Genomic DNA, 15,410 nt, shown 5'->3' on the forward strand with positions numbered 1-15,410 from the left:
AAACCCGTCAGCTTATGGCTGCACGGGCTTTTCTTTCATTTGGTCTTTCAAAATGTAATCAGATCTCATTAAGATCACAGCAGATATCATATATAAGAAGGAAGCGATATAAAATAGACTTCCAATCGTCAGGAAGTCTATTAAATACCCGGTTGCCATCACCGCAACAGCTCCCCATACACTCGTCCATAAATGGTAGTTTCCTATTTTCTGTCCAGTATGTTGTCCTGCAGTTTGTCTCGCAAGTGCTGTCTTTTCAGTGGTTTTCTGTACCGCTCCTAAAATACCCATTATGATTTGTAAAATATAAAGCGCTGAGATCGTTTCAATGAGCGGAACGATAATCATTACTCCCGCCATTCCCCACGTATATAACAGCAATAAAGAACGGTCCCCTATTTTATCTGATAGTCTTCCGATTATAGGATGAGTCAGTGCTGCTGTGAGCGCAAAGAGTCCATACGCCAATCCGAATTGTGAGTAGCTGTCACCTATATTTCTAATGAGGAGCAGGTAAAAAGGGAACACCATTGAGCTGGCCGTCATTAAAATACTCTGCGATGCTACAAATGTTCGATAGTTCATTGTCCATACCTCTCATAAAAAAGATTTTTAAAGCGTTCTTCAGGATCGAATTCTCTTTTCTTTTCGAAGAATTCCTCGATGCGAGGATAGGCTCTTTTAAGCTGTTTATCTGATGGATACGAATAATACGGTAAATAAAAGCTTCCATCGTGATCCAAAGTCACATCAATTAATTTTTGCAAGACTTTCTCTGTGGCTTGGATGTCCTGTTCTGAACGGCCTTGATTGATCAGCATAACGAGAGCAAACATGTCATTCTTTGCATAAGAGAGGACAGCATCTTCGTCATGTCCTACATATCTTATTGTTATGTTTAGTAAGTTTAGTTCTTCTTTTTCTAAAACTGCTCTTAAGTCATTGATATACTCAGCAAATTGATCAACAGGTACAAAGTATTCTTGCAGCACTTCTGTCCGATTAGGATTCTCATACTCCATAAATTCACTGTCTGACCGCATTACATTGTTGCGTGTCTCATATTTACCGTCATTTTTAATAAAGTACTCCTTTTGCGTCTTCCATAAAAGGTCCTTACCCCAGTCACTGTATCGAGATACACCTAGCATAAACTTAGGCAGCGCAATCATTTGTTCTTCTTTTAATTCTGTATAATTTTCTTTAATATTTTGTTGATCAGCCAGAACATAGTCCGTAACATACATCTCTTTAAGAAAAGTTTCAGATGCTACAGAAATCCGTGCAAGGTGCATCTTCACGGAATCATCTTGTTTCACTTTTTCTTTAAAATAGTTTTCATAATCTCTGTAATCCATTTCAGCAGATCGATGCTGATAAAGCTCATCATCTGCAAGTTCAAGCGTTACATCCAGTATGACGCCAAACAAACCATATCCGCCTATTACGAAGGGAAACAATTCGCTATTCTCTTTCCGGCTCACATTTATAATCTTCCCATCTGGTGTTAATAGTCTAAAAGAATCTACTGAATCAATTAAGGAACCATATCGAATATCACGGCCGTGAACGTTAACGCTTAACGATCCGCCAACCGTAAAAATATTTTGTGATTGCATCACTTTAACTGAGAGACCATAAGAATTTATCTTTTCTTGAATGTCAGCCCATGTCACACCAGATTGCACCGTGATCTTCTTTTCTTGAGGATTAAACTTTAAAATTTTGCTGTAGCCAGTCATGTTCAGCAGAGTCCCATTTGGATACAATGTATGACCGCCCTGACTGTGCTGCATACCAGCAATTGATATTGTTTCCCCGGTTTCGTGTGCCTCTTTTACCCATTGTTGAATTTCTTTAGTTGAATGTACACCTCGAAAATATTTCATTCTAACCGGCAGTAATCTCCCTGCATCTTCTGCAGTTATGGTCACACTTTGACGAGAGTAAACGTGCAAACTAAAGTAAAAGGCAGTTACATAGATGATTAAGCAAAGTAAAAGCCATTTTATTTTCAACAATTACACCGCTCCTTCAAAATAAAGTGTAAATTTACACTTTAATTATAAAAGGTTTCTCTTCTTCCAGCAAGAATTTTTTTCCTTTTTTAAGATTGAGGTCATATAATCTGATCACTTCACGGTACGTGTTCTAATAATTATTACACGTTCGCTCAGAAATCCCAATTTACGCTCAGCATGATATCACTTGCGCTCAAACTTACTCAAGTTTCGCTAAAGATTTTCAAGCTACGCTCAAACAACTGCTGTTTTCGCTCAAGATGCTTCATGCTTTTGCATTTTCACTTAATCTCTCTTAACTAACGTAGGGGAATCATCATTTTACTAGAGTTATCTCGAAAAAATTCAAAAAATGGTGATATGTACAAGCACTCATATCCCCTATTCATATAGTAATAGTGGGGGTGATACTAAATGAGTAAAAAAGGAAAAAAGCGGAGCGAAGAGTCTCCAAACGGCACAGGCGGAAAAGGCGGTCGTTGTTCTGAGTCTCCTAATGGTAAAGGTGCAAGTGCTGCTGCAGGAGATGGTGGAAAGAAACTTCGTAAAAAACTTACTGATGGTGCGTCTACTCCAGTTGCAGCAGCTGCTGCTAACGGAGCTGGTATACCTTCTATTGAAGATGCAATTCGTGAAATTTTAGCTCGGACAGCAGTTGAACGAGTAGAAGAAGCTGCAGAAGCACTTCGTGCAAACAAAAAAACCAAGAAGTCTTGCAAGAAGTCTTGCAAGAAGTCTAAAAAATGTAAGGAAAATAATACTGACAGCTGCTGGGAGTAATCCTTAAAAAAAGCCCCTCAACTGGGGCTTTTTAACATTTTATTTGGCTAACCCAACTTTTTCAGCTGCATTTTGCTTCAAATACGTTAGTGTTGCAGCTCCTAATAGATTAGCAGCAACCAATAACGCATCTTCGTTGATTTTAAATTTCGGATGATGATGCGGATATGTCTCATCCCAAGCTGTATCTTCTGCACCTGTAAAGAAGAATGTTCCAGGTACTTTTTCTAAATAATACGCGTAATCTTCCCCGCCCATCTGCGGTTCGATCTCCTCGAGCTCGAGTACACCTGGCACCTTTTTCGCGACTTCGACTACAAACTCTGTATCTTCTTTATGATTCACAACTGCTGGGTAACCTCGTTTAAATACATATTCATAGGAAGCATCCGCTGCTAAACAGGATCCTTTTGCAATGCGGTCGATCTCCTGTTCGATCCCAACACGCACCTCTTCTTTAAACGTTCGAACTGTCCCAGTTAGTTTCGCTGAATCGGCGATTACGTTAAAGGCATTTTTCGCTTCAAACGCACCAACAGATACAACAGCGGCATCCAGCGGATTCACTCGGCGGCTTACAATTTGCTGCAGATTTGAAACAAGCTGCGCTCCGATCACGATGCTGTCTTTCGTCTTATGAGGCTGAGCGCCGTGTCCGCCCTTCCCCTGAACTTTTATTGTAAAAGAGTCGGCAGCTGCCATCACTGGACCTGTTCTGTATCCAATCGTTCCAGTTGGCATTGTTGCCCAAAGGTGTGTTCCGTAAATAACGTCAACTCCGTCCAAGCAGCCGTCCTCGATCATGACGATCGCTCCGCCTGGTGCTAATTCTTCGGCGTGCTGATGGATAAATACAACATTTCCTTCAAGCTCATCTTTCATTTCATTTAATACTTTTGCCAAGACAAGAAGTGTAGCTGTATGGCCATCATGCCCGCAAGCATGCATCACTCCTGGAACATTCGATTTGTAATGAAAATCGTTTTCTTCTTGAATAGGGAGTGCGTCAAAATCAGCCCGCAGTGCGACTGTTTTGCCAGGTTTTCCGCCTCTTAATGTAGCTACTACACCTCTTCCGCCTACTCCTGTTCGAACGTCTAATCCTAATTTTTCATGATAAGCCGCAATAAAAGCTGGTGTTTCCACTTCTTCAAAAGACAGCTCTGGATTTTGATGAAGATGTCTGCGGATCTCCACCATTTCATCTTGATAGTTTGCCAACCGGCTGAATAATTTTTCCAAACCCGCTCACTCCTTCTATATAATCTACATTTTTATATATTCGCCAGGACCTAATGGAAGCCCTAGCACATACCAAATAGCAAATAAGATACACCAGAAAATCGTGTAGGCGATCGTGTACGGAAGCAAGGACGAAATGAGTGTCCCCATTCCCATGTTCTTGTCGAACTTTTTAGCGAAAGAAAGCAGAATCGCAAAATATGCAAGCATAGGCGTGATCGTATTTGTAATCGAATCACCAATTCTATACGCCATCTGTGTAAAGGCCGGACTGTAATCTAACGCCATAAACATCGGTACAAAAACTGGACCTAGAATCGCCCACTTAGCTGATGAGCTAGCAATGAGCAAGTTCACGAGTGCTGTGAATAAAATGAATGCTAACAATAGCGGCAGGCCCGTAAATCCTGATTCCTTTAAAAAGTCAGCGCCAGTTATAGCAATGATCGATCCTAAGTTGCTCCAGCTAAAATAAGCAATCATCTGAGCCGCGATAAAGGCAAGAACGATATAGTACCCCATTCCGCTCATCGCTTTCGTTAAATGTTCGGCAACATCTTTGTCGTTCTTTAACGTCCTAGAGCCAAACCCATAAGCCATTGCTGGAATTAAAAAGAATAGAAGCATAATGGGTACGAGTGAATCCATAAATGGTGAGTCGATAAGCTCGCCTGTTTTCGGATGACGAAGCATTGCTCCTTCAGGAACCGTAACAAGAAGTATGATACCTGTGTAAACGAGAAGAGAAATAGTGGCCCACTTTAAGCCTCTTTTTTCTTCTGAAGAAAGAGCCTGTTTTTTTACCTCAAGATCTTCGGGTGCATGGTACTCACCAAGTCTCGGCTCTACAATTTTAGTTGTAACCCAAACGGCTACAGGCAAAAGAACAAATGTGGAAGCTAGCATGAAGTAATAATTCATTGCTGGATTCGCTGTATACTCTTTATCTTGAAGATGTGCTGCTGATTCTGTGAAACCAGCAAGCATGACATCGAGCATACTGATGATGATGTTGGCACTGAATCCTCCCGCCACAGCAGCATATGCTGCTGCTAGCCCTGCGATCGGATGACGTCCGAGTGTTAAGAACACCATCGCTGCTACAGGCGGCAGTACAATTAATGCGGCATCGGCAGCAGCGTTTCCGACGATTCCAATAAATATAATAATCGGCAAGATAAGTGCTTTTGGTGAGGCTAGAACGACTCTGCGCATAAATGCTGAGATCAGACCTGTTGATTCAGCTAGTCCCACGCCAAGCATGACAACGAGGACTAGTCCTAGAGGAGGGAAATTCACAAAGTTGCTGACCAGTTCTGTCAGCATCCTTTTAATGCCCTCTTCGTTTAATAGATTCACAGCTGTAATTCTTTCGTTGTTGGCAGGATTCACTGCACTCCAGCCTGATACTCCAGCTATAAGTGATCCAATAAGAATAAGTGCTGTAATAATCACAAATAAAGTAAGAACATCCGGTAGCTTATTTCCGTTTTTCTCTACCCAGTCCAATAGCCTGTTAAAGACGTTCTTTGGTTTTTGATCTGGCTCTGGCGGTTTTGGTGTTGGTACTGCTTTGATTGCTGAACGTGCCATGATGATCCTCCCTTTTTGTTATGATTATTCAGAAAATTGAATTTCTTAACATTCTACAGACTGTTCGATATGCTTTCAAGGAGGAAATTAAGAACACAACTTTCTTACTACCTTCCACTGCTGTCAGGGGCTAAGGCGAATGTAAGGGCTTTCCTTTGCAGAATTTTCTTTCATTTTAAAATTTACCAGTCTGACATCTTTCGCTATAATGAATCTATCATTTTGCTTTTCGAACATATCTTTTTTAAGGAGCGAACTTCATGGATCTTTTGTTAAAAGAAAGTCTGAAAGCAAGCTATAACGAAAAAGCTGATTCAAGAGACAAAGGCGATATAGGAGAATGGAAAATTGTTGAGCTGAAATCTTATATGGATGCCCTTCACAATGAGGAATTTCGTACAGTTCTAGATATCGGAGCAGGTACTGGACAGCACGGTAAATATTTGCTGGATCATGGCTTTGATGTAACGTGTATCGATCTTTCTCCAAGCATGGTCGAAACATGCCGTATGAAAGGATTAAAAGCAGAAGTGATGGATTATTATACACTCGATTTTGATGCTGAATCCTTTGATGCTGTATGGGCGATGAATACACTGCTTCACGTTCCAAAAGTGAGTCTGCCTGCTGTTCTCAAAAACATTCATACAGTGCTTAAAGAAAATGGGGTGTTTTATATGGGGGTATACGGCGGTAAAGATTCAGAAGGCGTTTGGGAAGACGACACCTATATCCCAAAAAGATTCTTTTCTTTTTATACAAACGAAGATATTCAAGACGTAGTATCGCCATTATTCGAAGTGCTGAACTTTCATGTCGTTCCTGAAGCAGGCGGGAGCATGGACTTTCAATCTTTATTGCTGCGTAAAAAACATGTTGATAAATAGATCAGAGTGAATTCACTGAAAAATTCAATATGGATAGGTCGCTTGGCATCCGCCAAGCTTCTTTATTGGGGTCCAAACGCTGCTATTGCAGAAGTTTTGGCGATAATTCTGCGAGTTTTGATGATATTCCCGCGAGTTTCATCAATAATTCCACGAGTTTTCAATTCTCGCTGCAAAAGCAGCAAAGCCCCTCTTGTTTTAAGGGGCTTTGCTTAGATTTTTCTCATATATTGGAATGAAATGTGACCAGATCGTTTACTTACCTTTTCGGATTGTTTTACAAATCCCTTCGCTTCATAAAAAGGAATCCCTTTCATATTACCCTTTTGAGCTGAAACCCATTGTTCTTTAATCCCTAGACTTTTTTGATAATCCGTATAAAAGCTCAACAGTTTACTTCCGATTCCTAATCCTCGCTTATGTGGATCCATATAAAAGACGTAGATTTCACCTGTTTGGTTACCCGATGTTCCGCCCCCGATCGCACCTACTACTTGACCATCTTCTTCTGCAATAAAGTAGCCATGCCAATGTTCACTGAACTCCGTGACTTCTTTCAAGATCCTATCGTGGTTATAATAGTCTTCAATAACCTGCTCTACATACGCGTCATCTTCCAAATAACCATATGTTGCTCTCCATCCTTGTGAACAAACTTCAGCTATTCCTGCCACATGTTCAGTTCCTGCTTTTTTCAATGTAAGGCTCGCTAATTCTCTCATTATTTCCACCTCTATTTATTCACATCTAACTCCAATTATAAACTATTTTTTGGTAAAATAGAGATATACATCTCAGTCAGTCAAATGCCTATTTTACCTATGAAAGGCGGACGATTTTTTGACAAAATTGATTACTAAAAATGAACATGTTTATGACATGCTGGACTCGCTTTTACGTGATGAAGATGCATTCTGGAATTCTTTTTATGAAGATCGAAATAAAAAGATTCCATTTTTTATTGACGCACCGGACGAGAATCTAGTGGACTATATTGAAAAAGGCATTATTAAGCGTGGGCGAGTTCTTGAGCTAGGATGCGGACCTGGGCGAAACGCTATCTATCTAGGAGGACAAGGGTTTGAGGTGGATGCTGTTGATCTTTCGAGCGAAGGGCTTCGATGGGCACGTGAACGAGCGGATGAAAAAGGCGTTCATGTTAACTTCATTCAAGGCAATATTTTTAAACTTGATATCCCTCTGGATGAATACGATCTAATCTATGATTCTGGCTGTTTTCATCATGTCCCTCCTCACAGAAGAGTGAGCTATCTTCATCTATTAAACAATTGTTTAAAAGCCGGCGGGCATTTTGCGATAACGTGTTTTGATGCAGAAGGAATGGGACTTGATTTACCAGATGAAGAAATTTATAGAGAGCGGACGATGAAAGGCGGCCTCGGTTATACATTCGAAAAGATGCGTGAGGTATTTTCACATTTTGAAGAGCTCGAACTTCGTAAAATGAAAGAAGTGAAACAACCCGCAGACACGTTTGGTTTGCCATTTTTATGGGCTGGCTTATATAAAAAGTAAAAAGGGGCTGTTCCAAAAGTAAGCAAACTTACTTTTGGCAGCCCCTAATTTTTTGTTTTTCCAAAACAAAAAATAAATAATACGGTGCCAAGCTACCTTACAATAAGTATAATTTCATTTATGAGCCTTTGAAGAGATTTATGAGCCTACAAAAAAATTTATAGTCCTTCAAATTTTTTTTTGAGCCTTCAAAAACATTCGACAAATTCGCCCCAAAACACTATCCCTTCAGCACAACAAAATCCCGCCATTCTTCCGGCAGCATCTCCACATATTTGCGGTTTAAAAACCGATCATCTACGAGGACAAGGGTGCCACGGTCCTCTTCCGACCTGATCACCCTGCCACCCGCTTGCAGCACTTTGTTCATGCCCGGGTAAACGTATGCAAAATCATAGCCATTCTTCCCTGCGTTTTGAAAATAATCCTTCATCGTATCGCGCTCCAATCCTAATTGAGGCAATCCGACTCCGATTATTACTGCTCCTGTTAAGCGGTCTCCTTTTAAGTCGATTCCTTCTGAAAAAATACCGCCCATGACAGCAAACCCAACGAGCGATTGCTCCCCAGCCGTATCAAAGTTAGCCAGGAATTTCTCACGCTCCTCCTCTGACATAGCAGGGTGCTGAACAATAGGTTGAAATGCTGGATCTTCTTCCAAAAGCCGATCTACCACATCAGTCATATAGCGATAGGACGGGAAAAAGACGAGGTAATTCCCCGGCCGCTTATCCACAAGATCGATAATCATTTCCTTTATCGGTTCAATTGTCGTTTCTCTATCCCTGAAACGAGTAGAAAGAGGCTGGATAAAAACGTCCAGCTGTTCCTTCTCATAAGGGGACGGCATGCGAATCACATAGTCTTCTTCTCCGCCGCCAAGCATCTCCATAAAATAGGCTAGTGGAGAAAGAGTGGCAGAAAAGAAAATGCGGGACCCATATTTTTTCCCGGTTTGAAAAAGAAGCTGTGACGGATCCATACAGAACAAACGAACCTCCACTTCACTTTTAAAGACATCAATAAATGTAACAAACCGCTCATCATAAAAATCTGATATTTTCACCATCTGATTCGCAGCAAAAAATGCCTCAAGCAACTTTTCATCACTTTCACCGCTTGCGAGCAGTTGTTCTGCCTGCACCAGAAAATCATCCAAACAGCTGATAAAATCTTCAGGAAGATCAGGAACGGCAACCTGCTTCTCTCCATATTCTTTTTTCAATTTCAGCATTTCATCATTTACTGCCTTAGCTGTTCTCCACAGCCTCTCGTTCTTTCCTTTGTATTCCCGGGACAGCTGCAAGAATGCTGATTTCTGCAATTCTGCAGAATACATACTGCGCGCACGATCTACAAGATTATGCGCTTCATCCATGAGCAGCACCGTACGTTTCTTTTGTTCTTCAAACAAACGTTTAAACGATACACGCGGATCGAACACGTAGTTATAATCACAAATCACACCATCAGCCGCATATGCCAGATCAATCGAAAATTCAAACGGACAAACTTTATGTTTTTGGGCATATTGAGAGATGACATCACGATTCATTATGGTTTCATTTTTTAAAATATCTAATACCGCACCGTTGATTCGGTCAAAATACCCGTCCGCAAATTCACAATACGAAGGATCGCAGCGCGTCTCCTCTTTAAAACAAACCTTGTCTTTCGCCGTAATGGTTACACTTTGAAAAAACAACCCTTTTTCTTTCATCAGCTGAAGGGCTTCTTCCGCATTCTTTCTGTTCAGCGTTTTTGCTGTAAGATAAAAAATCTTTTCTGCCTTTTCCTCTCCTATTGCTTTAACAGCTGGAAAAAGGGTGGAGATCGTTTTCCCAGTCCCCGTTGGCGCATTGGCAAACAATGTTTTTTTATCCGCAATCGTTTTATAAACGGCACCTGCAAAATTCCGTTGTCCGTTTCGATAATGATCAAACGGAAATGGAAGTTCTCGGATGCTCTCGTTTCTCTGCTGCAGATTCGCTAATCGAAGTTTCGCATAAGGAGCATAACTTTTTACGAGATGAAGCATGAACTCCTCTAGTTCTGCTAAGGTACAGGTTTCCTGAAATCTTTTTTGTTCACCTGACTCCACCTGTACGTATGTGAGCTGTACCTTTACTTCGTCTTTTTCTTCTTTCTTTAAGTACATATAGGCGTAGCACTTTGCCTGAGCCCAGTGGACGGGATAAGACTCTTTCTTTATATCATCTAACTGTTTTGCAGTTGATTTGATCTCATCAATCGTTACAAGATCTTCTTCCAGCAAAAGACCGTCACAGCGGCCTTCCACCACGTAATCGATATCTTCATATGTATAGCTCATCTGCAAGAATACTTCCGCAGCATCTGCTTCCCCATATGTTTTTTGTATCGTTTGATGAGCTTTCGTTCCCTCTATCAATGAGGATGTAGTTTTAAATCCTGATTCAATGCTACCTGAACGGAATACATATTCTACAAGTGTCCGAACAGAAATTTTTACAGATTGAGGCATGACTTCACCTACCGATTCCAATCAATAATTTGTAGTTTAATAGTAACACAAAGAATCTAATAATCACTTAACCGCTTCCAGTATCTTGTATTTCCGTACTACCTATGTTTAAAAATAGTATTACTCTTGAAAATATCTATTGCTACTCAATACTTTTATGATAAAATTTAAACTGTTTGAAAGCGATTACATAAATGTCTGGGGGCTATTTAATATGTCTACACAAACTACATCACTAGTTAAAACATTAAATCTGAAAAACTTTACACACGGCACTTCTGAACAGCGCAAAGATTTTGCTGCTCAGTTTGAAGCTGGTCTGAAAGAAACAGGTTTTATCATTTTAGAAGGTCATGGTGTGAACACTCACTTAATCGAGAAAAACTATGAACTGTGGGAAAAGTTTTTCACTCTTGATACAGAAATTAAGCAAAAGTATGAAGGTGTTGAAGGCGGAGCTCGCGGATACACTGGATTCGGAAAAGAACATGCGAAGAATCGTTCAGTTGGAGATCTAAAAGAATTCTTCCACGTGGGCCAAGAGCTTCCGGTTGGACATCCGCTTTCAAGTGATTATGCAGCTAACGTTTGGCCAGAAGAAGTAGCTGAGCTTCGTCAATTTGCTTTGAACTTTTATCGTGAATTAGAGCGTGTTGCTCGCAACATGCTTGAAGCATTAGCGATTCAAATGGACCTTCGTCCAAGATTTTTTGCTGATATGATCCAAGACGGAAACAGCATTCTTCGTGCAATCCACTACCCGCCTCTTGATGATTCAATGGATAAAGGTGCGATCCGTGCAGGTGAACATGAAGATATTAACTTGATCACTCTTTTAGTAGAATCAACGGCTTCTGGCCTAGAGCTTCTGACTCGTGAAGGAGAATGGGTGCCTGTTAAAGCTGAAAAAGGACAAATTATCGTTGACGCTGGGGACATGCTTTCCCGCATCACGAATGAAGTGATCCCGGCAACCACTCACCGTGTAGTAAATCCTGAAGGTGAGAACACATCTCGTTATTCCATGCCGTTCTTCGTACATCCATATCCGAATTCATTGTTGGAGACGATTCCTTCATGCATCTCTGAAGATAATCCTGAGAAGTATCCGCCGATCACAGCTGGCGACTTCTTATATGAACGTCTTGTTGAAATCGGTCTAATCAAAAAATAAGCAAAGAAAAGCTGGTCCAAAGGGATCAGCTTTTTTATTGTACAACATACCCGCTATATGGTTTTTCCCACTCTCTTTCCTGCATCGTTTGCAGCATGCCTACCTTCCACTTATTCTTTTTATTAAAAGAAATATATACATCCCGATATTTTTTCTCTTGACCGTTTTCCACCATAACGAGATCGACATAGCCAATAGGCCAGCCGTCGTTCATACGAATACTTAAGTCGTCGTAAGACTTAATATAAGTCCCTTCTGTAAACAACTTCTTGTTTCTGTTTACCCAGATACCTTTTGCGTTTTCCTCAGAAATTGTTACGTCTTCGTCATACGCACCATTGTAAAAATAAATCTGATCAAACGCTTCTTCAAAGTTTTGATTCGCTGCATGTTTTAAAAACTGTGACGCCTGTTGGTTCGCTTGGAATTTCACCAATAGGTCTGGACCAAAAAGTAAAGAAAAACCGACTAAGAAAAAGCCCGTTACTATCCAAATAACTTTTCTGAAGTTCTTCATAAAAAATACCTCTATTCTGTTTTCTTCATATTATCCATTTATTGTAATTATTTCTATGTTAATTCCATGATAGATACATGATAAAGAAAACTTTGCTGACACCTTAACTTGCAAAAACAGCCCTCTTATTCTGCTGAGGGCTGTCTAACTACTTCATCATCATTTAAATCTGCTGTACAATTTTGGCACTTAATTGCTCTTAAAGGGATCGTAGATAAGCAATATTTGCATTCTTTTGTATCTGGTTCTTTCACTTCTTCTTTCTTTTTCAAACGGTTGATCTGTTTCACAACTAGGAAAATAACAAGAGCAATGATTAAAAAATTGATGAGTGTATTAATAAAAAGACCATAATTCAGAGTTGCTGCTCCTGCTTTTTGGGCTTCACCCAATGAGGAATAATCTCCTTTTCCGAGGTTTATGTATAAGTTGCTAAAATCTACTTTCCCTAGCAATAGGCCGATTGGAGGCATAATTACATCTTCAACTAAAGAAGTTACAATCTTTCCGAATGCTGCTCCGATGATTACCCCAATGGCAAGATCCATCACATTGCCGCGCATAATAAAGGTCTTAAATTCATTCCACATCTTAATTTTATTCCTTTCTATATGGCTATTTATATGTATAACCATACAATAGATCCTTTAAAACTTCAGCTATGATATCTCTTTAATTACGTTATCAAACAACCAGATGAATCCAGAAAACACAGCGACACCAAAAGAAAGAATAATTACCATCCCTCTCCCAATTGAAGACCAAAACCCATTTATACTCCCTATTGCAATTAAACCAAACATAAAAGAAATAGCCGAAAGAAAAAAAATCCATATTATTATAGGCACACCTAGAAGCTGTTCATACGCAAGGTGTTAAAAATCACCTAGAAATAACAAACAAAATAAACTTAGCAAACAATGTGACAAAGCTATTTTAAAAGATGACCTAACCATCTAAATTCCCTTTAAATCCACTGTAAATATATCCTTCATATCTGTACATATATCTTCATCAAACACCAGCTCGAGCAACTCCACACTTTCAATTCGAGCTGTAAACGGCTCTAAATGTTTCGCCGAGTAATCAAAAGCTTCCACGAGCCTTTCATGTGTCAGATGACTCGCTATCGTACAATGAGGAACCCACTGTGACGGGGCATATAAAGATTTCGGATCGATTACTCCCTTAAACCGTTCATGATAATTAGTGTGGAATTCTGTTAAATTCGGATCTTTAGTGGGGGCTGCATACAAGGTTCCGCTGTTTAAAAACATGCCGATTGATGGAAAAAACAACTGAATAGCTAGCTGATTCATAAAATACTGTTCCATCTCTTTTTTAAACAACTCTACTTCGAGCTCATTATGAGTGGCAATCGTTACATGCGGCCTTATACCGTAATCAGCTATGCCCGCCTTTTTCATTCCATCTCTTAATTTATCAATTTTTTCTTCGGTTTCCCGATCTAGAAATCCCAGAATTCCGTACATCATATCAGCTCCTGAAAAAAGATTTTATTAAAAGTACAAGACGATTTACGCCGTAGATCAGTAACACATCGATTATTAAAAATTCTATTGAACCACCTAAATCCTCTTCAGGTGTCAGAGTTGAGGACCAGTAGATATAGAAACCAGTTAAAATTAACGCTCCGATTAATGCTGTCTTCCAGCTTGCGACATTCAACAGGCCGCCAATAAGACCTAGCAATAAACTCAAAACAGGAAAGACAAAGAAAAGGTAAAGCATATTATCTAACATAAAATACCCCCAGAACAAATCCAATAATCCTACATTAGCTTTGGTGTAATTATACCTTAATCCAAAGTTTGGTAAATATATGTTTCAGCTTTTTCAAGTATAAGTACTATTTCGCTCTTGTCCTGAAAAAATGGGCTAATTCCGCCCAAACCTTTAACTTGTACCTTTAATAATCTGTCATTGTAAAGAAGGAGGTGGGTTATATGGGATTTAAGTCACACGGAAACAGCTTTGCCTTGATCGTAGTGCTATTTATCTTGTTAATCATCGTTGGGTGTTGCTGGTGCGGTGGTTACGGCGGCGGTTACGGCGGCGGTTACGGAGGAGGCTGGTGTTAATCACCACCTTTCTTCCAAGCTGGAAGTAAGGCGCTGAGTTAATCTAGCAATCAATTGCGTTAATACCTTTTGCTTAGAAAACCCCTCGAATGACTATAGAGATAGAGAACTAGAGAGAGAAAAAAGGCCTGCACTCTTATGAGGGCAGGCTTTAAATGTATCATTAAAGATTTTGTCTTTTTTTATGATTTCTATTTTGTTGTATTTGATTCAATATATTTTGCTCTATTGTTTCATTTAATTGGATCATTCTTCTATTTAAAAAGAAGGCATCAATCCAACTCCAAATAACAGACCCTATTAATAGAAATAAAGAAAAATAAAATAATGGCTCATTATAATAGTAATCAAAAAGCATATAAATTAAAATCGCTAAAGGTATAAATGTTGTCCCTAACATAGCTGATGCATATTTATAGTCCTCTGTAAAAAAACGATGTGCTCCAAAAAAAGAAAGTCCGGCCCATAATCCCCAAGCTGCTTCTTTACTTTTAGATTTTTTAAGCATTTCCGACTCTAAAAATGCAAGCTCTTCAAGTGTTAAATCTATTTTAAGTAATTCTGAGTACAAGTTATTCACCAGCTTTATTAGTTTTGAGCAGCTGCTGCAACTTCTGAATTTTTTTGAGCTTGTTTGTATAATCTAATTTCGGAAAGTACTTCATTCTCAATCTTTTCATTTGTAGATTTAACCATTCCGTTAATTAAGAAAAGATCGATAAATGCCCAAATTCCTAAACCGCCAAATGTAAAGAGCATAGCAACTGCAGTACCGGTCTTACCAAGGTAAAAACGATGTCCACCAAAACCACCTGTAAACAGCCATAGTAACCAAGTTGTGCCGCTAGATTTTTGTTTTTTCGACATTTCAGAACTCAAAAGCTGAAGTTCTTCTGATGTCATCCCTTGTTTTTGTAGAATTGACATTTCAATTCTCCCCCTTTATTAAATTTTTATTACAGATGAATTATACATTATTTTTGTAAAAAAATGTTTATATTTGATAAAATTCCAAAAATATTTAAGTTTATTACTTTAGCCAAAAAAAAACACTG

The 15,410-nt window shown here is 39.4% G+C and carries 17 protein-coding genes; 5 read left to right on the plus strand and 12 right to left on the minus strand.

Features of this window, described 5'->3' with window-relative positions; translation table 11 throughout:
• Positions 1–12 precede the first annotated feature (12 nt).
• Both UN64_RS12235 and UN64_RS12240 read right to left on the minus strand, forming a co-directional pair.
• The gene (locus UN64_RS12235) at positions 13–585 is read right to left on the minus strand and encodes an MFS transporter (protein ID WP_077363058.1); all 573 of its coding nucleotides are present in this window, start codon (positions 583–585) and stop codon (positions 13–15) included.
• Positions 582–2,018 carry an FAD-binding oxidoreductase gene (locus UN64_RS12240; RefSeq protein ID WP_425590117.1) on the minus strand — a complete coding sequence of 479 codons (1,437 nt, stop codon included), beginning with the start codon at positions 2,016–2,018 and terminating at the stop codon, positions 582–584. Before UN64_RS12240 ends, UN64_RS12235 begins: the two co-directional genes overlap by 4 nt.
• Positions 2,019–2,435: 417 nt before the next feature.
• On the opposite strand from UN64_RS12240, the gene UN64_RS12245 reads away from it, so the two are divergent.
• A complete protein-coding gene (locus tag UN64_RS12245; protein WP_077363060.1) occupies positions 2,436–2,801 on the plus strand; it encodes a hypothetical protein in 366 nt (121 codons plus the stop codon).
• 39 nt (positions 2,802–2,840) lie between these two features.
• Here the strand turns inward: UN64_RS12245 and UN64_RS12250 are convergent, their stop codons facing one another.
• Together UN64_RS12250 and UN64_RS12255 are read right to left on the minus strand one after the other, a co-directional pair.
• On the minus strand, positions 2,841–4,043 hold the full coding sequence (locus UN64_RS12250) for a M20 family metallopeptidase (RefSeq protein ID WP_281249425.1): 1,203 nt from the start codon (positions 4,041–4,043) through the stop codon (positions 2,841–2,843).
• 24 nt (positions 4,044–4,067) lie between these two features.
• Positions 4,068–5,636 (minus strand): AbgT family transporter, encoded by a 1,569-nt coding sequence (locus UN64_RS12255; RefSeq protein WP_077363062.1) that lies wholly within the window; start codon positions 5,634–5,636, stop codon positions 4,068–4,070.
• Between the two features lie 260 nt (positions 5,637–5,896).
• On the opposite strand from UN64_RS12255, the gene UN64_RS12260 reads away from it, so the two are divergent.
• Positions 5,897–6,523: a class I SAM-dependent methyltransferase gene (locus UN64_RS12260; RefSeq protein WP_077363064.1), complete on the plus strand. Its 627-nt coding sequence runs from the start codon at positions 5,897–5,899 to the stop codon at positions 6,521–6,523.
• A 212-nt stretch (positions 6,524–6,735) separates the two neighbouring features.
• On the opposite strand, the gene UN64_RS12265 is transcribed toward UN64_RS12260, so the two are convergent.
• The gene (locus tag UN64_RS12265) at positions 6,736–7,245 is read right to left on the minus strand and encodes a GNAT family N-acetyltransferase (protein WP_077363066.1); all 510 of its coding nucleotides are present in this window, start codon (positions 7,243–7,245) and stop codon (positions 6,736–6,738) included.
• Positions 7,246–7,402: 157 nt separating this feature from the next.
• Here UN64_RS12265 and UN64_RS12270 point away from each other — a divergent pair, with 157 nt between their 5' ends.
• Positions 7,403–8,059: a class I SAM-dependent methyltransferase gene (locus tag UN64_RS12270; RefSeq protein WP_077363771.1), complete on the plus strand. Its 657-nt coding sequence runs from the start codon at positions 7,403–7,405 to the stop codon at positions 8,057–8,059.
• Positions 8,060–8,279: 220 nt separating this feature from the next.
• Here the strand turns inward: UN64_RS12270 and UN64_RS12275 are convergent, their stop codons facing one another.
• Positions 8,280–10,562, minus strand: coding sequence for an ATP-dependent DNA helicase (locus UN64_RS12275; protein ID WP_077363068.1), 2,283 nt, complete (start codon positions 10,560–10,562; stop codon positions 8,280–8,282).
• A gap of 214 nt (positions 10,563–10,776) precedes the next feature.
• Here UN64_RS12275 and UN64_RS12280 point away from each other — a divergent pair, with 214 nt between their 5' ends.
• Complete coding sequence (locus UN64_RS12280) at positions 10,777–11,736, plus strand: isopenicillin N synthase family dioxygenase (RefSeq protein WP_077363070.1); 960 nt, start codon at positions 10,777–10,779, stop codon at positions 11,734–11,736.
• A gap of 34 nt (positions 11,737–11,770) precedes the next feature.
• Here UN64_RS12280 and UN64_RS12285 read toward each other — a convergent pair whose 3' ends face one another.
• The 4 genes from UN64_RS12285 to UN64_RS12300 form a co-directional block, all read right to left on the minus strand.
• Complete coding sequence (locus UN64_RS12285; protein WP_077363072.1) at positions 11,771–12,253, minus strand: hypothetical protein; 483 nt, start codon at positions 12,251–12,253, stop codon at positions 11,771–11,773.
• A gap of 125 nt (positions 12,254–12,378) precedes the next feature.
• On the minus strand, positions 12,379–12,843 hold the full coding sequence (mscL, locus tag UN64_RS12290) for a large conductance mechanosensitive channel protein MscL (protein WP_077363074.1): 465 nt from the start codon (positions 12,841–12,843) through the stop codon (positions 12,379–12,381).
• 366 nt (positions 12,844–13,209) lie between these two features.
• Complete coding sequence (locus tag UN64_RS12295; protein ID WP_171978888.1) at positions 13,210–13,746, minus strand: 2'-5' RNA ligase family protein; 537 nt, start codon at positions 13,744–13,746, stop codon at positions 13,210–13,212.
• A 4-nt stretch (positions 13,747–13,750) separates the two neighbouring features.
• A complete protein-coding gene (locus UN64_RS12300) occupies positions 13,751–14,017 on the minus strand; it encodes a hypothetical protein (RefSeq protein WP_077363078.1) in 267 nt (88 codons plus the stop codon).
• A gap of 203 nt (positions 14,018–14,220) precedes the next feature.
• Here UN64_RS12300 and UN64_RS12305 point away from each other — a divergent pair, with 203 nt between their 5' ends.
• A complete protein-coding gene (locus tag UN64_RS12305; RefSeq protein WP_077363080.1) occupies positions 14,221–14,355 on the plus strand; it encodes a YjcZ family sporulation protein in 135 nt (44 codons plus the stop codon).
• A 163-nt stretch (positions 14,356–14,518) separates the two neighbouring features.
• Here the strand turns inward: UN64_RS12305 and UN64_RS12310 are convergent, their stop codons facing one another.
• Both UN64_RS12310 and UN64_RS12315 read right to left on the minus strand, forming a co-directional pair.
• Positions 14,519–14,926, minus strand: coding sequence for an NINE protein (locus UN64_RS12310; RefSeq protein WP_077363082.1), 408 nt, complete (start codon positions 14,924–14,926; stop codon positions 14,519–14,521).
• A gap of 17 nt (positions 14,927–14,943) precedes the next feature.
• Entirely contained in the window at positions 14,944–15,282 is a 339-nt protein-coding gene (locus UN64_RS12315; RefSeq protein ID WP_077363084.1) for a TM2 domain-containing protein, read from the minus strand.
• Positions 15,283–15,410: the final 128 nt, after the last annotated feature.

This window comes from Fictibacillus arsenicus (assembly GCF_001999465.1).
Classification (GTDB): Bacteria; Bacillota; Bacilli; order Bacillales; family Fictibacillaceae; genus Fictibacillus; species Fictibacillus arsenicus.